The organism is Methylobacterium sp. E-016, from assembly GCF_022829745.1.
Classification (GTDB): domain Bacteria; phylum Pseudomonadota; class Alphaproteobacteria; order Rhizobiales; family Beijerinckiaceae; genus Methylobacterium.
In genome coordinates, this window is the sequence record NZ_JAKSYF010000103.1 from 62691 (window position 1) to 82076 (window position 19386).

The following is a 19386-nucleotide window of genomic DNA, read 5'->3' on the forward strand; positions in this document are numbered from 1 at the left end:
CCCGATGCGCCTGAACGTCTCGGCCTACGCGATCCGCAACCCGATCGGGCCGCTGGTCCTGTTCCTCGTGCTGATCGTGCTCGGCCTCGTCAGCTTCCGCGGGCTCGCGGTGACGCGGATGCCGAACGTCGACGTGCCGATCGTCTCGGTGGCGATCACGCAGTCGGGCGCGGCGCCCTCCGAGCTCCAGACCCAGGTCACGAAATGGGTCGAGGACTCGATCGCCGGCGTGCGCGGGGTCAAGCACATCACCTCGGCGATCACCGAGGGCTCGTCCGTCACCACCGTCGAGTTCCGGCTCGAGGTGAACACCGACCGGGCCGTCAACGACGTCAAGGACGCGGTCTCGAAGATCCGCATCAATCTGCCGCGCACCATCGACGAGCCGGTGATCAGCCGGGTCGAGATCGCCGGCCTGCCGATCCTGATCTACGGCGTCACCGCGCCGGCGATGACGCCCGCCGACCTGTCCTGGCTCGTCGAGGACAGGTTCGCGCGCATCCTCCAGGGGGTGAAGGGCGTCGGCGGCGTCGAGCGGGTCGGGGGCGTGGCGCGCGAGATGCGCATCGAGCTGCAGCCCGACCGGTTGCTCGCGCTCGGCATCACCGCGGCCGACGTCAACCGGCAGGTGCGCCTGACCTCGGCCGACATGGCGGGCGGGCGCGGCGAGGTCGGCGGGCGCGAGCAGTCGATCCGGACGCTGGCCGCCTCGCGGACGCTCGCCGACCTCAAGGCCACCTCCATCGTCCTGCCCGGCGGCCGCAAGGTGCGCCTCGCGGATCTGGCCACCGTGCGGGACGCGATCGAGGAGCCGCGCACCTTCGCCCGCTTCGACGGCCGGCCGGTGGTCGCCTTCGCGGTCTCGCGCGGCTCGGGCGCGAGCGACGCCGAGGTCGCCGCCGGCGTCGAAAGGAAGATCTCGGAGTTCGCGACCAGCTACCCCGACGTCAAATTCGAAAGGATCGACTCCTCGGTCTCGGCCACGATCGGCTCCTACGATTCGGCGATGCACACCCTGATCGAGGGCGCGGCGCTCGCCGTGCTGGTGGTGTTCCTGTTCCTGCGCGACTGGCGCGCGACACTGATCGCGGCCTTGGCCCTGCCGCTCTCCGTGTTCCCGACCTTCTGGGCGATGGACGCGCTCGGCTTCACCCTGAACGGCATCAGCCTGCTGGCGATCACCCTGGTGACCGGCATCCTGGTCGACGACGCCATCGTCGAGATCGAGAACATCGTCCGCCACATGCGGATGGGCAAGTCCGCCTACCGGGCGGCGATCGAGGGCGCCGACGAGATCGGGCTCGCCGTCATCGCCATCACCGCGACCCTGATCGCGGTGTTCGCGCCGGTGTCGTTCATGCCGGGGATCGCCGGGCGCTACTTCATCCAGTTCGGGCTCACCATCGCGGTCTCGGTGTTCATGTCGCTGCTGGTCGCGCGGCTGATCACGCCGATGCTCGCGGCCTACTTCCTGCGCGACCACGCCCACCACGCGGAGCGCGAGGGGCCGGTGATGCGCGCCTACGGCCGCCTCGTCGGCTGGTCGGTGCGCCACCGGGTGGTCACCCTCCTCGTCGGGCTGGCCCTGTTTGCCGGCTCGCTCGCCTCCACCGGCCTGCTGCCCTCCGGCTTCGTGCCGAAGCAGGACAACGCCCGCACCCTGTTCATGATCGAGCTGGCGCCGGGCGCGCGGCTCGCCGACACCATCGCCGTGTCCGACCGGGTGGTCGCGCGCATCCGCGCCCTGCCCGAGGTGGTCTCGGTCTTCGTCGACGGCGGCCGGCAGGTCGGCGGCAAGCGGGAGACGCGGCTGGCCACGCTCACCGTCAACCTGACGCCGAAGAACGCCCGCGCCCAGTCGCAGGCCGCCGTCGAGACCGAGATCGCCGGGCTGATCGCGCAGGAGCCCGACATCCGCTCGTGGTCCCTGCGCGACTCGGGCCAGCGCGACCTCGCCCTCGTGGTCGGCGGCCCCGATGCCGGCGTGGTGGCCGAGGTCGCCGCCAGGCTCCAGCGCGACATGGCCGCGATCCCCCATCTCGTCGCGGTGATGTCGACGGCGCCCCTGAACCGCACCGAGGTCCGCATCCGCCCGAAGCCCGGCGTCGCGGCCGATCTCGGCGTCTCGACCGACGCCATCGCCGAGACGGTGCGGGTCGGAACGATCGGCGACATCGGCCTGAACCTCGCCAAGTTCAACGCCGCCGACCGCCAGATCCCGATCCGGGTGCAGCTGCCCGACAGCGCCCGCGGCACGGTCTCGCGGCTGGAGAACCTGAAGGTGCCGGCCAACAACGGCACCGCGGTGCCGCTGGCGGCGGTGGCCGACATCGAGCTCGACCAGGGTCCGGGCGCGATCGACCGCTACGACCGCGTCGTGCGCGTGGCCGTGGAGGCCAACATGGAGGGCTCGGACGCGCTGGGCTCGCTGATCGCCCAGGCGCTGGAGACGCCGACCGCCAAGAGCCTGCCGCCGGGCGTCACCATCCGACAGACCGGCGACGCCGAGATCATGGGCGAGGTCTTCTCCGGCTTCCTTCTGGCGATGGGCGCCGGGATCATGATGGTGTACGCCGTGCTCGTGCTGCTGTTCGGCTCGTTCCTGCAGCCGCTGACGATCCTGTTCTCGCTGCCGCTCTCGATCGGCGGCGCGATCCTCGGCCTGCTCGTGATGAGCATGCCGATCTCGATGCCGGTGGTGATCGGCATCCTGATGCTGATGGGGCTGGTGACCAAGAACGCGATCATGCTGGTGGATTTCGCCGTCGAGGAGATGGGACGCGGCGTTGATCCCGTTACCGCGATCGTCGAGGCCGGCCGCAAGCGTGCCCGCCCGATCGTGATGACGACGATCGCCATGGCCGCCGGCATGGTGCCCTCCGCGATGGCGCTCGGCGTCGGCGGCGAGTTCCGCGCGCCGATGGCGGTCGCGGTGATCGCCGGGCTGATCGTCTCGACCCTGCTCTCGCTGGTCTTCGTGCCGGCGGTGTTCCTGCTGATGGAGGGCTTGAGCCGCGTCCTCGGACGGGTGCTCGGCCGCTTCGTCGGCGCCCGCGACGAGGCCGGCACCGCGCCCGCGGCCCATCCCTCCCCTTCCCCCTGAGGAAACCGAATGACCGTCATGTCCGCCCGCGTCTCGACCTTCGCCCTCCTCGGCCTCGCCGCCGCCTCCGCCCTCGGGGCCAGCCCGGCGGCCGCGGCCGACCCCACCGGCACCTGGTTCACCGAGGACGGGCGCGCCCGGGTGCGGACCGAGCATTGCGGGCCGGGCGGCGCGAACCTGTGCGGCTACGTCGTCTGGGGCTCGAAGCCGCTGGGCGAGGACGGCAAGCCGAAGATCGACCGCTACAACCCCGACCCGAAGCGGCAGGCCCGGCCGCTCCTCGGCCACCAGATGATCCTCGGCCTGAAGCGCAACGAGGAGGGCCGGTTCGTCGGCAAGATCTACAACGGCGACAACGGCAAGTCCTACGACGTGACGATCTGGAGCGAGACCCCCGCCGAGCTGTCGGTGAAGGGCTGCCTGATCTCCGTGCTGTGCCAGACCCAGACCTGGACGCGGGTGGGCGACGTGGTGCCCGGCCAGCTCACCACCGCGACCGACACCCCCGGCGGCCCGCGCTCGGACCCGGAATGGGCGGGGAAGCCCGTAGCCGCGCCGAAGCCCGCGGCCGCCAAGCCGGCGGGTGCGCCAACGCCGAAGTAGCGGCGCGGCGTTCTGGCGAACGCGCCTCGCCCCAAACCACCCCCTCGTCCTGAGGTGCGGCCGCGCGGCGGCCGCCGCGAAGGAGCCTTCCAGTGGTCGCGCGATCCCCGGGAGCCTCCTTCCAGGCGTCCGCTTCGCGCAAGCACCTCAGGATGAGGGCGCGGGCGGGACGAGTGGCTGGAAGTTCCCGAGAACGGGGCCGCTGTCCGCGGCGGGTCAGCCGGTGGTTCCCGGCACGCGGGTCGATCGCGAGTTGAGCGTGCCGTGGCTTTCGGCCAGCGCCCGCGTCGCCGCCGCGACCGCCGCCGCGCCGTCGTCGAAGCCGCGCGTGGCCAACGCCGCGGCGAGGCCGTCGAGGGCGGCTTCGAGCTCGCGGGTCAGCACGTGCTCGCCGAGGGCGGAGAGCGAGCGCTGGGCGATGCCGGCGAGGCGGTCGGCCGTCGGCGCGGCGACGTGGCCGAGCAGGATCGCCAGGCTGTCCATCGCCTCGGCGAGGGTCTGGCACTGGATCGATTCCGAGGCGACGACGATCACCGCCTCCAGCGCATCGGTGGCCGCGGTCGGGGCGTGGTCGGCCAGGATCACGTGCGCGCCCAATGCCTCCGGCGGGTCGACCTCGCCGGGGCTCCAGCGGGCGACGATGTCGCGCAAAGCCAGGAGGACGACGCGGCCGGGGCTGGGGTTCGACTTCGCGGTCGAGACCGAGGTCCAGGCGATGGTCGCGAGCTGGTGCAGGCCGTAGCCGGCATCGTGCCCGAGGTCGCGCCCGTCGTCGAAGGTGAGCGCCCGCCCGCACGCGGCCTCGACCGCCTCCCGCGCTTCCGCTTCCAGCACGAAGCCCGGCCGGGCCCGGATGTCGAAGAGCGGGTCGCCGAGCGCCCGGAAGGTGCCGACCGGAACCCGCATCCGAACCTCGACGGCGTCCGGCGCGGCGCGCGCGATCGCCGCCTGGATCCGGTCTGCGTCGAGGCCGACGACGTAGCCGCGCTCGGTCGCGCGCACCACCGCGCGGACGTCCCAGCCCGGCCGGGGCGTCCGGCGGGTGCGCGCGAGCAGGCGCTCGTCGTCGGCGCGGGCCTCTAGGATCTGCTCGTGGATGAACTGGACGATGCGCTCGGGCCGCATCTGATCGATGGTGTTGTAGAGCATCACGATGACGAGGCAGAGGGCGAAGGTCGTCATTACCAGCGCCAGGCTCGTGCCGAAGACCGGCCGGTGGAACTCGGTGTTGGTCACCAGGGTCATCAGCACGAAGACCGACAGGCCGACGAAGTAGCCGAAGTAGAACTGGTTGGTGCGCCGGGCCATGAACTGGTCGGTGACCTGCGCGGTGAGCGAGGCCGCGCCCTGCTGCACGGCGATGAGCAGCAGCGAGAAGGTGATCGACGTCACGGTGATGATGCTCGACGCCACGGTGGTGAGCAGGCCGCCGAGCGCGGCGCGGTCTCCGAGCAGCGCGCCGAGCCAGCGGAAGCCCGTGGGCGCCGCGCCGCCGGACCACGAGCGGTCGGCGAGGTAGACCAGCGCATTGAGCCCGACGAAGCCGACGATCGTCGCGAGCGGCAGCGCCAGGAACTGCCGGAAGGACCGCCGGACGGCGGCGACGACGCGGTTCGGGACCGTCTCGATGGCTGGCATGGTGGGTGGCGTCGCTCCTGTGTGCCCCTCCTATACGGACATCGACCCGAAAAGGACCGGCCGAAGCGCGAGAGCGACGGAAGCGGCCGCGCCTCAGGATGAGGGCGGTGGCTGGATCGCGGCCAAGGCCGTCGGCGACAGCCGGGATCGCTTCCTCGAAGACGCCCTCAGGCGGTGCCCGCCAGCGCCGCGGCGTAGATCGCGCGCGCGTCGGCGCGGGTCACCGTCCGCGGATTGTTCACCAGGAGCCGCGTCTGCTTCATCGCGTCGTCGGCGAGGCGGTCGAGGTCCGTCTCCGCGATGCCGACCGCCGCGAGCGAGGCCGGGACGCCGCAATCGCGGCAGATCGCGGCGAGCGCCGCGACGAAGCGGTCGGCCGCCTCCGCCGCCGGCCGGTCGCGGGCGTCCGGGTCGAGGATCGGCGCGAGCTCGGCGTAGAGCGCTTGCGCCTCCGGCAGGTTGAAGCGCAGCACGCCCATCAGCACCAGCGCGTTCGAGAGCCCGTGCGGCACGTGGAACAGCGCGCCGATCGGGTAGGCGAGCGCGTGCACCGCCGCCACCGGCGCGTTGGCGAAGGCCATGCCGGCGAGCATCGACCCGAGCAGCATCCCGGAGCGCGCCTCGACATCTCCGCCGTCGGTGCAGGCGATCCGGATATGGCAGGCGAGCAGCCCCAGGGCCTGCCGGGCGAGGCCGTCGGAGATCGGGTTCTTGCGGTGGCGGCTGGTATAGGCCTCGATCGCGTGCACCATCGCGTCGATGCCGGTGGCCGCGGTGACGGCGGCGGGCAGGCCCAGCGTCAGCTCCGGGTCGAGCACCGCCCAGTCGGGCAGCAGGCGCGGGGCGACGACGCCTTTCTTCTCTTGCGTGGGCGTGGTGACGATGGCGATCGGCGTCACCTCCGATCCGGTGCCGGCGGTGGTCGGCACCAGGATCAGCGGCAGGCGCTCGCCCGTGGCGAGGCCGACGCCGTAGATCGCGTCCAGGGCGTCGTCCGAGCGGGCGAGGTAGGCCACGAGCTTGGCGGTATCGAGCGCCGAGCCGCCGCCGATCGCGAGCACCAGCTCCGCGCCCGACGCCCGCGCGAAGGCCGCGGCGGTCTCGACCACGTGGCTCGGCGGGTCCGCGACCACGTCCGCGAACACGTCGATGCGGCAGCCGGCCTGCGCCAGCGCCGCCTCGGCCGCCCGCGTCAGCCCGGCGGCGCGCACGCCCCGGTCGGTCACCAGCAGGATGGTTCGCGCGCCGAACTTGGCGACCAGCTCGGGGATCTTGCCCGCCGCCCCGGCCTCGAACAGCAGGTTCGGCGTGGTCTGGAACAGGAACGGGTTCATGGCCGGGAGCCTCGGCGGACGGATGTTTCGCCGCGCCAGCCTAACCGCTCGGCGCGCGATCGCCAGCGGCGACCCGGGATGCCGCGTCGGGGCGCTTCGGCCTCACCAGACCACCGCCTGCCCGTCGCGGCGCGGGTCGCTGGCGGCGGCGTAGCCTTCGACGCCGGGGTCGCCCATCCGCCAGATGAACTGGCCGGCGCCGAAATCCTGGTAGCTGTCCCGGATCACCGCGACCCGGTGGCCGCGGGCGACGAGGCCGTCGAGCGTGTCCGCCGGCATCGCGGATTCGGCGTTGATCTCGAGGCCCTGGTTGAAGCGCCAGCGCGGGGCGTCGCAGGCGGCTTGCGGGTTCTGGGCGTGGTCGATCATCCGCACCAGCGTCTGCACGTGGCCCTGCGGCTGCATGTTGCCGCCCATTACGCCGAAACTCATCACCGGGGCGCCGCCCTGCGTGAGGAAGCCGGGGATGATGGTGTGGAACGGGCGCTTGCCCGGCGCCACGCAATTCGGGCTCGCTTCGTCGAGGACGAAGCCGTAGCCGCGGTTCTGCAGCGACAGGCCCCACTCCGGCACCACCACGCCGGAGCCGAAGCCCATGAAGTTCGACTGGATGAAGCTCACCATCATCCCGGATTCGTCGGCGGCGGTGAGGTAGATCGTGCCGCCGCGCACCGGGTTGCCGGCGCCGAAATCCTGCGCGCGGCGCGGGTCGATCAGCTTGGCGCGGGACGCGAGGTAGGCGTCGTCGAGCATCGCCTCGGGGCTCACCCGCATCGCGGGCCCGTCGGCGACGTGGGCGTAGGTGTCGGCGAAGGCGAGCTTCATCGCCTCGATCTGCAGGTGCTGCGCCTCCGCCCCGTCCACCGCCATCCCGTCGAGGTCGAAGCTCTCGAGGATGCCCAGCGCGATCTGCGCGGCGATGCCCTGCCCGTTCGGCGGGATCTCGTGCAGCGTGTAGCCGCGGTAGTCCTTGCGCGTCGGCGTCACCCATTCCGGGCGGTAGGCGGACAGGTCCGCCACCGTCATCGCGCCGCCGTTCGCGCCCGCGTGCCGCGCCATGGCCTCGGCGATCTCGCCCTCGTAGAAGGCTTTGCCCTTCGTCTCGGCGATGGCGCGCAGCGTCCGCGCGGCGGCCTTGAGCGTGACCAGCTCGCCGACATCCGGCGCGCGGCCGCGGGGCAGGAAGAACTCCGAAAAGCCCGGCTGGCGCACGAGGTCGGGGACCGCTGCCGCGGCGGCCCATTTCTGCTGCACCACGATCGGCGCGAGGTAGCCGCGCTCGGCGATCTCGATGGCCGGCTCCAGCAGGTCGGCGAAGGGCAGCTTGCCGAAGCGCTCGGACAGGGCGACCCAGGCGCCGACGGCGCCCGGCACCGTCACCGAATCCCAGCCGCGCATCGGCGGCCGCGTGGCCGGGCCGTATTTCCGGGCGAAGTAGTCCGGCGTCCAGGCGGCCGGCGCCCCGCCCGAGGCGTTCAGGCCGTGCAGTTCCTGGCCGTCCCAGAGGATGCAAAAGGCGTCCGAGCCGAGCCCGTTGCTGCACGGCTCGGTCAGCGTCTTCGCCGCGGCGGTGGCGATCGCCGCGTCGACCGCGTTGCCGCCCTTGCACAGCATCCGCATCCCGGCCTGCGCCGCCAGCGCGTGCGAGGTCGCGACCACGTTGCGGCCGAACATCGGCATGCGGATCGAGGGATAGGCGGAGGTCCAGTCGAAGGTTTGCGACATGTCGGGTCAGCTCACTGAGGGTCGGCGCGTGACGTCCGGGTTTCGATAAGGGGTGATCCCTTGTCCGGGGCCGAGGGCGAAGCCCGGTCGGTTCGTCGGGCTCCGCCCGACCCCCGCCGAAGGGACGATCCCATCGGACTTCCCTTCGTTGCGACGCAGGATTCGTGCGCGGATCAGCGCGCCTGCATGCGCAACGCGCCGTCGAGGCGGATGGTCTCGCCGTTGAGCATCGGGTTGCGGACGATCGCCAGCACGAGGTCGGCGTATTCCTCCGGCCGGCCGAGGCGGGCGGGGAAGGGCACCGCGGCCCCCAAGCTGTCCTGGACGTCCTGAGGCAGGCCGAGCAGCATCGGCGTGCCGAAGATGCCGGGCGCGATCGCGCAGACGCGGATGCCGAGCGGCGCGAGCTCGCGGGCCGCCGGCAGCGTCAGCCCGACGATGCCGGCCTTCGAGGCGGCGTAGGCGGCCTGGCCGACCTGTCCCTCGTAGGCGGCGATCGAGGCGGTGGAGACGATCACCCCACGCTCGCCCCCGTCGAGGGGATCGAGCCCGGCGGCGCCCGCCGCCACCAGCCGCATCAGGTTGAACGAGCCGACGAGGTTGACCTGGATCACCCGGACGAAGCCGTCGAGCGAGGCCGGGCCGTCGCGCCCGACGATGCGGGCGGCCGGCGCGATGCCGGCGCAGTTGACGAGGATGCGGGCGGGACCGTGCGCCTCGGCCGCCCGCGCCACGGCGGCCTCGGCGCTCGCCGCGTCCGCCACGTCGCAGGCGATGCCGATCCCGCCGAGCACGGCGGCCCGGGCTTGCGCCGCCGCCCCGTCGAGGTCGAGCAGCGCCACCCGCGCGCCGGCCTCGGCCAGCGCCTGCGCCGTCGCCGCCCCGAGCCCGGAGGCCCCGCCCGTCACGATCGCCGAGAGACCCTGGATCCGCATCGCCCGCTCCCGCCAAGCCCCGCGCGCGCGGCGCGGAGCTCGATGTCTAGCGGATCGAGCGGCGGGCGGAAGAGGCCGGCGCAACATGCTTTTCCCTCCCCCGCAGAGGGGGGAAGGGCGGCACGTCCCCGTTCGGGTCGGGCGCGCTGCGAAAGCCGCCTCAGCGCGGCGGCGGCTCGTTGTACATCGGAACGTTGTCGTTGCGCGGCAGGTAGGCGCGCACGACCGGGCCGTAGACGCGCGGCCCGGCATAGGCGCCGTACCGGCGGTCGAGGCCGGCCGGGGGGAGGGGGCGATGCGCGAGGCGGCGCGGCGCGGCGCGCGGGGCCGCCTCGGCGTAGCCCGGCCCCTCGGCAGCGGCGGGGTCGGCGGCGAGCGTCGCCAGCAGGCCCGCGAGGGCGGCGAGGGGGAGCGAGATCCGAACGGGCATCGGGGTCATCCGGCGCGAGGGAAGGCGGTCGGCGGCTTGCCGGTCAGAACTTGACGGCCGCGCCGCCGCGGACGGTGTTGAGGTTGGCCCTGTGCCCGTCGAAGTCGTTGAACAGCACGTACTGGTATTCGGCGCGGAGCAGGATGCTCGGCGTGATCGCGTATTCGAAACCGCCGCCCAGAGCGACGCCGCCGACCGTCTTGGTCTTCGACTTGCTGACATAGGTGGAGTAGGGGACGCCCGTCGTGGGATCGGTCTGGCTGAACGTTCCGGCACGATAACCGAAGTTCTCGACGTAGGCCGGCTTGCCGACCGTCAGAGCCTGGTTAGCGTTGTAGGTGGTGGCGTTGTATCCCGAATCCTCAATGAACACGCCGTCCGCGATGCGGGCGCGACCGATCGCGAAACCGCCCGTTACGTAAGGCAGAAGGTTGCCGAAGGCGTAGCCTGCGCGCGCGCGGATTGTCCCGAAATCGTTGATCTTGGTGCTCGAGGCGCCGTTCAGGCTGACCGTCTCGAGATAACCGAGGCTGTTGGTCTTGAAACGGGAGATGCCGTCCGAAGACGAGCCGCTGCGCCCGAAGCTGGTGTAGTCGACTTCGATACCGAGGACGACGTCGTCGAACTGGACATTGTAGCCGGCGTACCCGCCGAAGCTCACGTCGCCCACGCGTCTGGGCTTCGACGTTAACAGGTTGGAGGCGCCGAAGTCCGACTCGGCAGTCGAGTTGTGCGTCTGCTGGATGATCAACGGCTGATACGACCTCTGGAACCCGAGCGCAGCCGAGCTGTACCCGCCGTGCCCGCCGACATACACGCCGCTCCAGTCGATCGCCGTGACCGCGACCGGCGGGTCGTAGTCGGGGCCGCGGAGGAAATCGTAGTCGAGGTCGGCGGCGCGGGCCGTGGTCGGGCCGGCCAGGCTCAGGGCGGCAAGAAGTGCGCGGGAAGTCTTACGCATCGCGGTCGTCCTCGGGGCGGCAACACGACCGCACTACGAAACCTGTTCTCTCTTGATAGGAGAGTAACCTTAATGGCTGGTTTCGATATCGGCCGGCGTGCCGTGCCAATGCGGGGATGCGACGCGAAAACCGGAACGAAGACGGGATTTTACCGCACGCCCGCGCCCGGCGACCGGGCCGAGGCTTCGATCCGCGGATCGCGACGCCACCCCGACCGCCGACGCCCGTGGCTTCGGGCGTCGGCTCGCCCGCCGTGCCGCGGACGAGCGCCCGCATGCGACGGTCGCGAGGTGGGAAATCCGATACCGTCCGGGGGCGGTCACGCCCCCGATCCAGCCATCTCGCCGCAGGGCAAGGGGCCGCGCGAGGCCCGCGGCCGCTTCGCGTCCGTCGGCGATCGCCCGGTCGCGGATCAGTTGCCGTAGGCGCTGCCGCCGAGGCCGGCGAGGCTCGGGCCGCTGCCGAAGCCACCGAGGTCGTAGCGCAGGCCGAGGCGGAACTCGTTGGCGGCGATGTCCTTCAGCCGCGTGCCGGCGTTGTAGGCGTCGAGCCCGCTCTTGGCGTTGCCGAAATCGACGTAGCGATAGGCCGCGTCCAGGCTGAAGCCGCCGCCGATCGCGTAGGAGACGCCGCCGGTCAGCGCCCAGGCGAGCGAGGCGACCGAGCGGTTCGGGCGCGTCACGGCGGTGCGCAGGCCGGTGCCGGGGTTGCCGTCGCAGGCGTCGACCGTGCAGGTGGTCTGGGTGTAGCCCCGCGCCACGCCCATGTCCGAGACGCCGATGCCGGCGCCGACATAGGGCGTCAGCCCCCACCAGGTGCCGAGGTCGGCGTAGACGTTGACGAGGGCGGTGAGCGCGGAGACCTGCGCCGCCTCGACGTTGTAGCCGGTGGCGAAGTTCGAGCGCGAGGAGGCGGCGCCGTAGCGGGCCGGCTCGCGCTGGTCGACGGTCGCGTCGACGCGCAGCCACGGGGTGATCCGGTAGCCGACGCCGCCGCCGTAGCCGGCCGCATCGCTCAGGCGCAGGCCGACGAGCGGCGGCATGCCCGGGTCGTTCGCGTCCGCCCGGGTGTCGTCGTGCGGGCGCGCGTAGGCCGATTCGGTGAAGTCGGCCCGCAGGTACCAGCCGCCGCCGACCGCGACCGGCGGCGCCATCGGCGGGGGCGGGGGCAGCAGGTCGGCGGCCTCGGCTCGGCCGATCCCGAGGAGAAGCAGCGCCGCGGCGGCGAAGCGGCGTTCGAGCGCAGCCATGGGGAAAGTCCTCACGCAAGATCAACGGTTGCATCCCGTAGGACGACTTGACGAGGACCCTAAACCCCAAATCTTGTGAACGGCTTAACCGTATTTCGCGGTCCGTGGCGCGCGTCTTGGCCCTGAAACGAAAGAAGACGGCGCGGATCGGATCCGCGCCGTCTTCGATGTCGAGGCCGTGCAGGTTCGGTACGTGTCTCAGTACTTGCGGACGAGCGGGCCCGGGGCCGGCTGATAGTCGGGCACCAGCGGCGGCAGCGGCGCGGCGACGAGGCCGCCGAGCAGGTAGCGCACGCCGATCTTCACGTCGTGGGCCTCGATGTCCTTGATCTTCACGCCGGCTCCGGCCTCGCCGCAGCAGGTGGAGAAGCTGGCGCCGGTCGAGGCGTGGCCGAGGTTCAGGTAGCGATAGGCGAGCTCGACCTTGAACGCGTCGGTGACGTTGTAGGCGAGACCGGCATGGAGCGCCCAGGCGAAGCTGCCGGTGGTCTTGTCCTTGTACGACTTGGTCGTCGCCTGGCTGTTGTAGACCGGCGTCGCGTTGCCGTTCGCGTCGACCGTGTAGGTCGGGGTGTAGTTGTAGGTCGGCGGGGCGCAGGGGCAGCCGCCGTATTGCGGGTTGCCGTAATCGTAGGCGTAGGTCGGGCTCGTGAACTGGCCGTTCGTGCCGTAGCCGGAGACGTGGTTGAAGGCGTAGCCGGCGCCGGCGCCGATGAACGGCGTGATGCCGTACCAGGTGCCGAGGTCGAAGTAGGCGTTGGCCAGAACGACGGCCGAATCGAAGTGGCCGCTCGACTTGTTGATGCCGTACGAGCCGAGGCCGTTGTCGTAGTCGGGGCCCCTGTAGTACTCGCTGCCGCGCAGGCCGGTGGAGTAGCGGTACTCGCCGGTCACGTCGCCGCGCAGGAACGGGGTGAACTGGTAGCCGACGCCGACCCCGGCGAAGCCGCCGCCGCCGACCTCGTTGCCGTAGGAGCGGTTCGCCTCCGGGTATCCGGCATAGTCGTAGGACGTGCTGTACTTCGCCCGGTCGTAGACGCTGGCCCCGACGTCGCCGCGCAGGTACCAGCCGCCGCCGACCTCGATCGGCGGGGCATAGGGCGGCGGGGGCGGGGGCGGCAGCAGGTCGGCGGCTGCGGCCAGTGAGGGCGCGCCGACGCTCGCCGCGAGCGTCAGGGTGCGCACCAAAGCGACGAGCTTGGAGCGGGCCATAAGAATTCCTTCACGCTTAAATGTGCCGGAAGCTTTCGGTGCCGGCTCTGGTGACCTCCCGGACCATGGCGGCAAGGTCTTAAAGCTGGCTTAACGTTAAAACTTAGCGTTATGGATTGTTTGAGGTGCGCAATCCTGCACGTCGCCGATGCGGTCCTGCGGACACAATCGCCGTTCCGGGCGTTGCCTGCACAGCCTCCACCGAGCGAGATCGACATGACGCGCCTGTTCATCGCCGACGTCCGGACCCCGTCCGGCCCGCGCCCCCTGGTCACGGTGCGCGCGGCCTCGGAGGCCGAGGCGCTGCTGTTCCTCGAGGCGCACTACCCCGAGGACCGGATCGAGGCGGTGGCCGAGCCGGGCGAGTGGGCCAGCGATGCCGCGACCGGATCGAACCCCGGCGACGTCCGCGAGCATCCCGGCAGCACCTGGCCGACCAGCCTGTCGCGGGCGCCCGCCGGGCCCTGAGCGGTGCTGCCGGAGGACGTGCGCGCCCTCGCGCTGATGCTGCCGGAAGCGATCCCCGGCGCGCACAAGGGCAACCCGGATTTTCGCGTGGGCGGCCGGGTCTTCGCGACGCTGTGGACCGAGGAGGACCGGCTGGTGCTGCGGCTGTCGCCGGAGGACCAGGAGCGCCTGCTGGAGGCCGAGCCGGGCCTGTTCTCGGCCATCGACGGCGCCTGGGGCCGCCGCGGCTGGACCAACCTCGACCTCGACGCCTGCGAGGAGGAGATTTTGCGGGACGCCCTGCTCGCCGCCTGGCGCGCCACGGCGCCGGCCGGGCTGGTGTCGGTCTACGAGCCGACGGCGTGAGGGCGGCCGTCCCGTGAGCCGGTGCTGAGCGCCGCCCGCTTGCGTCATTCGGCCCGGCGCCGTGGTGGTGATCGGGACGGCCCGGCGGCCCGTCGATCGCCGGGCGGGTCGTCGGGCTCGCCTCAGGCCTCGGCGAGCAGCTTGGCCGCGAACGCACCGAGCATGCCGCCCATCAGCCAGCGCTGCGCCCGCATCCAGGACGGGCGCCGGGCGAGGCCGGCCGCCAGCGCCCCGGCCGTGGTGGCGATGACGACGCCGAAGGCGAGGTTGAGGGCGATGTGCATCAGGCCGAGCACCAGGGTCTGAGCCAGCACGCTGCCGTGGCCGGGGATCACGAATTGCGGCAGCAGCGCGAGGTAGAGCAGCGCCGCCTTGGGGTTCAGCAAGGTCGTGGCCAGCCCCATCGCGAGCACCCGGCATGGGCCGGCCTGCGGCAGGTCCGCGGCCTGGAACGGCGAGACGCCCCCGGGGCGCACTGCGGACCAGGCGAGGAGCAGCAGGTAGGCCGCCCCGGCGAGCCGCAGGGCATCGTGGGCGTAGGGCACCGTCGCAAGCAGTGCCGTGATCCCGAAGGCGGCGCAGGTCATGTAGAGCAGAAACCCCAGCGCGCTGCCCACCAGCGAGACCAAGCCGGCCCGGCGCCCCTGCGCGATCGAGCGCGAGATCAGGTAGATCATGTTCGGCCCCGGCGTGATCGCCAAGCCGAGGATCACCGCGCCGTAGGCGACGAGGGTGGGATGGTCGGGCATCGTCGGGCTCCTGCCGCACGCTTCGTGGCGGCGCAGCCCCGGATTTCCCATCCGCCCTTCGATCGGTAAAATACCATTTTAAGATCCCTGTGATACGGCTGGGCTATCGAAGTGACCGTGGACGTCCGGTTGATCCGGCACCTCTGGCTGTTCCTGGCAGTGGCCGAGGCACGGCATTTCGGGCGTGCCGCCCAGCGGCTCGGCATGTCGCAGCCCCCGCTGAGCGAAGGCATCCAGACCTTGGAGCGGATGCTGGGCGCGCGGTTGTTCGACCGCGACCGCCGCGGCGTGCGGCTCACGCCCGCGGGCGCCGCGATCCTGCCGGCGGTGCAGGTCTTCGCCGGCCAGGTCGAGCGCTTGGAGCGGGCCGTGCGCGAGGCGGTCGCAGGCCGGACCGGCACGCTGACCGTCGGCGCGATCAACTCGGCGCTTCTGGAGGACTTGCCGCCGATGGTGGCGCGCCTGCGTGCGGCCCGGCCGGGGCTGACGATCGCCGTGCGCGAGATCGACAGCGTCGAGGCGGTGCCGCTGATCGAGGCGGGCGAGATCGATCTCGCCTTCGCGCGCCTGGAAGGGGAACTCGGCCCGAACATCCGCTCGCGGCCGGTCGCCACCGATCGTCTCGCCGTCGCCCTGCCGCGCGATCACCGGCTGACCGGGATGGCGGCGGTCCCGCTGGCGCTGCTGGCCGATGCGGATTTCGCGATGTTCGCTCGCCGCTCCAGCCCGGTCTACTTCGACCGGGTGACGGCAGCCTGCCACGCGGCGGGGTTCGCGCCGCGCATCGTGCACGAGGTCCGCGCCGTGACCTCGCAGATCGCCTTCGTGGCCTGCGGGCAGGGTGTCGCGCTGGTGCCCCTGCGCTTCGAAGGGCTCGCCCCGCCCCAGGTCGTGATCCGACCGCTGGCCGAGAACGTCGAGATCGTCGCGGCGGCCCTGGTCTGGTCGGACGCCCGCAGCAATCCCCTGGTCGACGCGGCCATCGCGTCGTTCACGGAGCCGACCGGATGAGGCTTCCCACCCCGAGCGGTCCCTCCGGTCACGACACCGGGCCCGACCGGAGCCGCCGCCGCTACAGCCGGAAATCCTCGCCGAGGTAGAGTCGGCGCGCGTCGGCGTTGGCGACGATCTCCTCCGGGGTGCCCTCGGTGAGGATGCGGCCGGAATGGGCGATGTAGGCGCGGTCGATCAGGCCGAGCGTCTCGCGGACGTTGTGGTCGGTGATCAGCACGCCGATGCCGCGCTGCTTCAGGTGCTTGACGAGGTCCTGGATGTCGCCGACCGCGATCGGGTCGATGCCGGCGAAGGGCTCGTCGAGCAGCATGAAGGTCGGCGACGAGGCCAGCGCCCGGGCGATCTCGCAGCGCCGCCGCTCGCCGCCCGAGAGCGCGATCGACGGGGACTTGCGCAGGCGCGCGATGTCGAATTCCTCGAGCAGCGAATCGAGCTTCCTCGCCCGCGCCTTGCGGTCGGGCTCGGCGACCTCGAGCACGGCGCGGATGTTGTCCTCCACCGTCAGGCCGCGGAAGATCGAGGCTTCCTGCGGCAGGTAGCCGATGCCGAGGCGCGCGCGCTGGTACATCGGCAGGTGGGTGATGGCTAGGCCGTCCAGCGTGATGTGGCCGCGGTCGGCCGCCACCAGCCCGGTGATCATGTAGAAGATCGTGGTCTTGCCGGCGCCGTTCGGCCCGAGCAGGCCGACCGCCTCGCCGGTGCGCACCGTGAGCCCGGCCTCGTGCACGACGGTGCGCGCGCCGTAGCTCTTGCGCAGGCCGCGGACGCTGAGGATACCGGGGCCGCCCTCGACCTCAGACGGCACCGCCTCGGGCCGGGCGCGGCCGAGCACCCGCCCGAGCCAGGACGGGCGCGGGCTCGCGGTCTCGGACCGGTGCGGGGAGAGGGCCTGACCGCCGGGGACGCCGATCGAACCGCTCAATTGGCCTGGGCCCGCGTCTTGCCGTCGGACTTGCCGTCGCCCTTGGCGGCATCCGTCTTGGCTGCGTCACCCTTGGCTGCGTCGGCCGGCTTCGGCGCGGTCCTGGCGATGCCGGCGGGCTGCGCGCAGCCCTTGGCGGGCTTGTCCTTCTCGGCCTTCTCGCCCGGCACGAACAGGGCGGAGACGCGCCCGCCCGGCACCGGGTCCATGTTCGCGCGGCCGGTGTTCATGTCGTAGACGAGGCGTTGGCCGCGGGTGACGTTCTGGCACTGGCTCAGCACGACGTTGCCGGTGAGCACGATGCGCTTGGCCGCCTGGTCGAACACCGCGCTGTCGCCGGTGGCGACCTGGTCCTTCTGCACCACCGTGACCGGGCCGGCGCATTCCACCTTCTGGATGCCGTTCTCGCCCATGCCGGCCGCATCCTTGGGCTTGTCCTCGGCCTCCGCGGCCGGGCTCGCCTTGTCCTTGGCGTCCTTGTCCTTGCCGCGCTTGTAGTGGACCGTCATCGTCGAGCAGCGGATGGTGCTCTCGCCCTGCACGGCCACGACGTTGCCGGCGAAGATCGCCTTGCTCTCGCGGTCGAACACGTCGAGCCGGTCGGCGTCGATCTTGATCGGCTCCTTGCCGCCGCCCATCGATCCGAACGGCGAGGTCGGATCCTTCTTCGGCGCCGCCGCGACGGCCGGCTTCTCGGCCCGGGCGGGCGCGACCGGCAGCGCAACGGAGAGAAGCGACGCGGCCGCGAAGGCGGCGGCGAGCCGCGCCGGCAGACCGGACAGGCCGGTCATGGGCGGCCGTCCGTCGGCTCGGCCGAGGAGGTGAGGACGCGCAGGGGCGCCTTGGCCGGCTCGGCCTTGTCGTCGGCCTTCGCGTCCTTGGCCTTGTCCTGGTGGAACACGGTGTGGACGTTGCCGATGAACGAGATCACGCGGCCGTTCTCGACCACGTCGAGCCCGTCGGCGACCACCTGGCCGCTCGGCACCGACACGGTGACGGTCTCGGCCGATTTCACGCTGCCGGCCTTGAAGTCGACGGCGGCCGATTGCAGCCGCGCCTCCTCGCCCTTGTCGGTCCAGATCCGGATGTCCTGCTTGAGGTCGAGCGCCTCGCGGGTGGTGTCGAACAGCCCGGTCGCCGCCTCGATCCAGGCGAGGCCGCCCTTGTCGTCGGTGGCGACGTGGCCGCGCATCGCCTCGAGCTCGATCAGGCTCGGCTTGCGCATGTCCTGCAGCGCGGCGGTGGCGGTGACCTCGTAGCCGCGGTCGCCCTTGCGGAAGCCGGAGAGCTTCGGGTTCTCCATCCGCACCTTGGTGCCCGACAGCGTCACCGGCCCGACGCTGACGCCGGGGATGACGGCCGCGAACGGGTTGAACAGCCAGGCTCCGAGCGCGATCACCGCGCCGCCCGCGACCAGGGGCAGCACCCGGCGCAGCGTGCGCACCTGGGCGCTGTGGCGATGGGCGCGCGCATGCGCGCGGGTGCGGCGCAGGTCGGTCCGACCGCTCGCCTGGGCGTACCCGTTCATCTCGACCGCGTCGACGACCTGCATGACGATTCCGATGCGCGACGCTGGGGCGATGCGCCCGCGAGCCCGGCCCCGACGCTTCGCGCGCCGCGCCGACTCGTCCGGGATGCGCCCGGCCGATGGCGAAGTTATGGCCCAAGCGTTTCCGAATGTTCAACTGTCGCCTGCATCCGGAAGCCGTGCGGGCGAGGATTCGGCGGACGCGCCGTGCGTTCGCGCACGGCGATGGCGCGGCCGTTCCCGGATGGCGTGCGCTGGCGGCGCCCGACCCGGGCGGGCCGCTGTCGGACTGTCCTGCGACGCCCGATCGCCCGTCCCTCCCGCCCGGCGGGGGAAAGGGCGCCTTTCCCGTTCGAGAGAGGCGGCGCGGTGCGTGGCGGGATCGATCCGGCGCCGAGACCCCGCGCAGCCGCGAACCGACGGGCCGGGCAGGAAGGCGTCGCGGCGGCGCCCCCGAGGCGGGACCGCAGGCCGGACGAGGCCCGGCCTGCCTCGGCCGCCTTACGCCTGCGCGGCGTCCGCCGGCGCGCCGGCCTTCGGGCCGCCCTTGGCGACGCCGACCAGGGCCGGGCGCAGGGTCCGGTCGCCGATGACGTAGCCCGACTGGACCACCTGCACGACGGTGCCGGCCGGCACCTCCGGGTCGGGCACCTCGAACATCGCCTGGTGGCGGTTCGGGTCGAAGCGCTGGCCCTTGGGCTCGACCACCTTCACGCCGTGGCGCTCCAGGGTCTTGGCGAGATCCCGCTCGGTCAGCTCGATGCCGTCGATCAGGCCCTTCAAGGCGCCCTCGGCCGAGGCCCGCGCCTCGGCCGGGACGCTGTCGAGCGCGCGGCGGATGTTGTCGGCGACGTTGAGCACGTCGCGGGCGAAGTTGGTGACCGCGTAGGTCCGGCCGTCGGCGACCTCGCGCTCGGTCCGGCGGCGCAGGTTCTCCATCTCGGCCAGCGTGCGCAGCGTGCGGTCCTTCAGCTCGTCGCGCTCGGCGGTCATCGCCGCGAGCTTCGCGTCGGCGGCCGACCCGTCCTGGGACGCGGGGGCGTCGTGCGGCGCCTCGTGCGCCACGCCGGCCCCGGCCTCGACCGTGCTCTGGCGCGGGTCGTCATGCTGCATGTCGTTGCTCGTCATCGCGAAAAGGGCTCGCCGGGTGATTTCGGGGTCGGCGTTGA

General features: G+C 72.1%; 18 protein-coding genes. 5 read left to right on the forward strand and 13 right to left on the reverse strand.

Annotated features, from left to right (window positions below):
* Positions 1-4 precede the first annotated feature (4 nt).
* Both MKK68_RS12790 and MKK68_RS12795 read left to right on the forward strand, forming a co-directional pair.
* A complete protein-coding gene (locus tag MKK68_RS12790) occupies positions 5-3103 on the forward strand; it encodes an efflux RND transporter permease subunit (protein ID WP_244030584.1) in 3099 nt (1032 codons plus the stop codon).
* Positions 3104-3112: 9 nt separating this feature from the next.
* Positions 3113-3706, forward strand: a complete 594-nt coding sequence (locus MKK68_RS12795) for a DUF2147 domain-containing protein (protein ID WP_244030585.1) — start codon at positions 3113-3115, stop codon at positions 3704-3706.
* Positions 3707-3922: 216 nt separating this feature from the next.
* Here MKK68_RS12795 and MKK68_RS12800 read toward each other — a convergent pair whose 3' ends face one another.
* The 8 genes from MKK68_RS12800 to MKK68_RS12835 form a co-directional block, all read right to left on the reverse strand.
* Positions 3923-5344 carry a DUF2254 family protein gene (locus MKK68_RS12800; RefSeq protein ID WP_243933682.1) on the reverse strand — a complete coding sequence of 474 codons (1422 nt, stop codon included), beginning with the start codon at positions 5342-5344 and terminating at the stop codon, positions 3923-3925.
* Between the two features lie 167 nt (positions 5345-5511).
* Positions 5512-6678 (reverse strand): iron-containing alcohol dehydrogenase, encoded by a 1167-nt coding sequence (locus MKK68_RS12805; RefSeq protein ID WP_243938197.1) that lies wholly within the window; start codon positions 6676-6678, stop codon positions 5512-5514.
* A 102-nt stretch (positions 6679-6780) separates the two neighbouring features.
* Positions 6781-8403 carry a gamma-glutamyltransferase family protein gene (locus tag MKK68_RS12810; RefSeq protein ID WP_244030587.1) on the reverse strand — a complete coding sequence of 541 codons (1623 nt, stop codon included), beginning with the start codon at positions 8401-8403 and terminating at the stop codon, positions 6781-6783.
* Positions 8404-8576: 173 nt separating this feature from the next.
* Positions 8577-9338: an SDR family NAD(P)-dependent oxidoreductase gene (locus MKK68_RS12815; protein WP_147860026.1), complete on the reverse strand. Its 762-nt coding sequence runs from the start codon at positions 9336-9338 to the stop codon at positions 8577-8579.
* 160 nt (positions 9339-9498) lie between these two features.
* Positions 9499-9768 (reverse strand): hypothetical protein, encoded by a 270-nt coding sequence (locus tag MKK68_RS12820; protein ID WP_244030589.1) that lies wholly within the window; start codon positions 9766-9768, stop codon positions 9499-9501.
* A gap of 43 nt (positions 9769-9811) precedes the next feature.
* Positions 9812-10729, reverse strand: coding sequence for an outer membrane protein (locus MKK68_RS12825; RefSeq protein ID WP_244030591.1), 918 nt, complete (start codon positions 10727-10729; stop codon positions 9812-9814).
* A gap of 413 nt (positions 10730-11142) precedes the next feature.
* The gene (locus tag MKK68_RS12830) at positions 11143-11979 is read right to left on the reverse strand and encodes an outer membrane protein (protein WP_147729206.1); all 837 of its coding nucleotides are present in this window, start codon (positions 11977-11979) and stop codon (positions 11143-11145) included.
* A 198-nt stretch (positions 11980-12177) separates the two neighbouring features.
* Complete coding sequence (locus MKK68_RS12835; protein WP_147858285.1) at positions 12178-13191, reverse strand: outer membrane protein; 1014 nt, start codon at positions 13189-13191, stop codon at positions 12178-12180.
* Positions 13192-13407: 216 nt separating this feature from the next.
* Here MKK68_RS12835 and MKK68_RS12840 point away from each other — a divergent pair, with 216 nt between their 5' ends.
* Positions 13408-13659, forward strand: a complete 252-nt coding sequence (locus MKK68_RS12840; RefSeq protein ID WP_147729946.1) for a hypothetical protein — start codon at positions 13408-13410, stop codon at positions 13657-13659.
* A 36-nt stretch (positions 13660-13695) separates the two neighbouring features.
* Positions 13696-14004 carry an MmcQ/YjbR family DNA-binding protein gene (locus MKK68_RS12845; RefSeq protein ID WP_147729947.1) on the forward strand — a complete coding sequence of 103 codons (309 nt, stop codon included), beginning with the start codon at positions 13696-13698 and terminating at the stop codon, positions 14002-14004.
* A gap of 122 nt (positions 14005-14126) precedes the next feature.
* On the opposite strand, the gene MKK68_RS12850 is transcribed toward MKK68_RS12845, so the two are convergent.
* Positions 14127-14753 carry a LysE family translocator gene (locus tag MKK68_RS12850; RefSeq protein ID WP_243933671.1) on the reverse strand — a complete coding sequence of 209 codons (627 nt, stop codon included), beginning with the start codon at positions 14751-14753 and terminating at the stop codon, positions 14127-14129.
* Positions 14754-14870: 117 nt separating this feature from the next.
* Here MKK68_RS12850 and MKK68_RS12855 point away from each other — a divergent pair, with 117 nt between their 5' ends.
* Entirely contained in the window at positions 14871-15764 is an 894-nt protein-coding gene (locus MKK68_RS12855; protein WP_210248639.1) for a LysR family transcriptional regulator, read from the forward strand.
* Between the two features lie 61 nt (positions 15765-15825).
* On the opposite strand, the gene lptB is transcribed toward MKK68_RS12855, so the two are convergent.
* The 4 genes from lptB to grpE form a co-directional block, all read right to left on the reverse strand.
* Positions 15826-16599: an LPS export ABC transporter ATP-binding protein gene (gene lptB, locus MKK68_RS12860; RefSeq protein WP_243933721.1), complete on the reverse strand. Its 774-nt coding sequence runs from the start codon at positions 16597-16599 to the stop codon at positions 15826-15828.
* A gap of 86 nt (positions 16600-16685) precedes the next feature.
* Entirely contained in the window at positions 16686-17480 is a 795-nt protein-coding gene (locus tag MKK68_RS12865; RefSeq protein ID WP_147843208.1) for an LptA/OstA family protein, read from the reverse strand.
* Positions 17477-18241: an LPS export ABC transporter periplasmic protein LptC gene (gene lptC, locus MKK68_RS12870; RefSeq protein ID WP_147728819.1), complete on the reverse strand. Its 765-nt coding sequence runs from the start codon at positions 18239-18241 to the stop codon at positions 17477-17479. Before lptC ends, MKK68_RS12865 begins: the two co-directional genes overlap by 4 nt.
* Before the next feature lie 477 nt (positions 18242-18718).
* Positions 18719-19345 carry a nucleotide exchange factor GrpE gene (gene grpE / locus MKK68_RS12875; RefSeq protein ID WP_243938182.1) on the reverse strand — a complete coding sequence of 209 codons (627 nt, stop codon included), beginning with the start codon at positions 19343-19345 and terminating at the stop codon, positions 18719-18721.
* Positions 19346-19386 lie beyond the last annotated feature (41 nt).

Bases quoted from the DNA above. Each gene is read 5' to 3' on its own strand.
- MKK68_RS12795 (WP_244030585.1), top strand. From the start codon at position 3,113: ATGACCGTCATGTCCGCCCGCGTCTCGACCTTCGCCCTCCTCGGCCTC.
- MKK68_RS12825 (WP_244030591.1), bottom strand. From the start codon at position 10,729: ATGCGTAAGACTTCCCGCGCACTTCTTGCCGCCCTGAGCCTGGCCGGC.
- grpE (WP_243938182.1), bottom strand. From the start codon at position 19,345: ATGACGAGCAACGACATGCAGCATGACGACCCGCGCCAGAGCACGGTC.
- MKK68_RS12865 (WP_147843208.1), bottom strand. From the start codon at position 17,480: ATGACCGGCCTGTCCGGTCTGCCGGCGCGGCTCGCCGCCGCCTTCGCG.
- MKK68_RS12790 (WP_244030584.1), top strand. From the start codon at position 5: ATGCGCCTGAACGTCTCGGCCTACGCGATCCGCAACCCGATCGGGCCG.
- MKK68_RS12830 (WP_147729206.1), bottom strand. From the start codon at position 11,979: ATGGCTGCGCTCGAACGCCGCTTCGCCGCCGCGGCGCTGCTTCTCCTC.
- MKK68_RS12835 (WP_147858285.1), bottom strand. From the start codon at position 13,191: ATGGCCCGCTCCAAGCTCGTCGCTTTGGTGCGCACCCTGACGCTCGCG.
- MKK68_RS12850 (WP_243933671.1), bottom strand. From the start codon at position 14,753: ATGCCCGACCATCCCACCCTCGTCGCCTACGGCGCGGTGATCCTCGGC.
- MKK68_RS12820 (WP_244030589.1), bottom strand. From the start codon at position 9,768: ATGCCCGTTCGGATCTCGCTCCCCCTCGCCGCCCTCGCGGGCCTGCTG.
- MKK68_RS12810 (WP_244030587.1), bottom strand. From the start codon at position 8,403: ATGTCGCAAACCTTCGACTGGACCTCCGCCTATCCCTCGATCCGCATG.
- MKK68_RS12840 (WP_147729946.1), top strand. From the start codon at position 13,408: ATGACGCGCCTGTTCATCGCCGACGTCCGGACCCCGTCCGGCCCGCGC.
- MKK68_RS12805 (WP_243938197.1), bottom strand. From the start codon at position 6,678: ATGAACCCGTTCCTGTTCCAGACCACGCCGAACCTGCTGTTCGAGGCC.
- lptC (WP_147728819.1), bottom strand. From the start codon at position 18,241: ATGCAGGTCGTCGACGCGGTCGAGATGAACGGGTACGCCCAGGCGAGC.
- MKK68_RS12845 (WP_147729947.1), top strand. From the start codon at position 13,696: ATGCTGCCGGAAGCGATCCCCGGCGCGCACAAGGGCAACCCGGATTTT.
- MKK68_RS12800 (WP_243933682.1), bottom strand. From the start codon at position 5,344: ATGCCAGCCATCGAGACGGTCCCGAACCGCGTCGTCGCCGCCGTCCGG.
- MKK68_RS12815 (WP_147860026.1), bottom strand. From the start codon at position 9,338: ATGCGGATCCAGGGTCTCTCGGCGATCGTGACGGGCGGGGCCTCCGGG.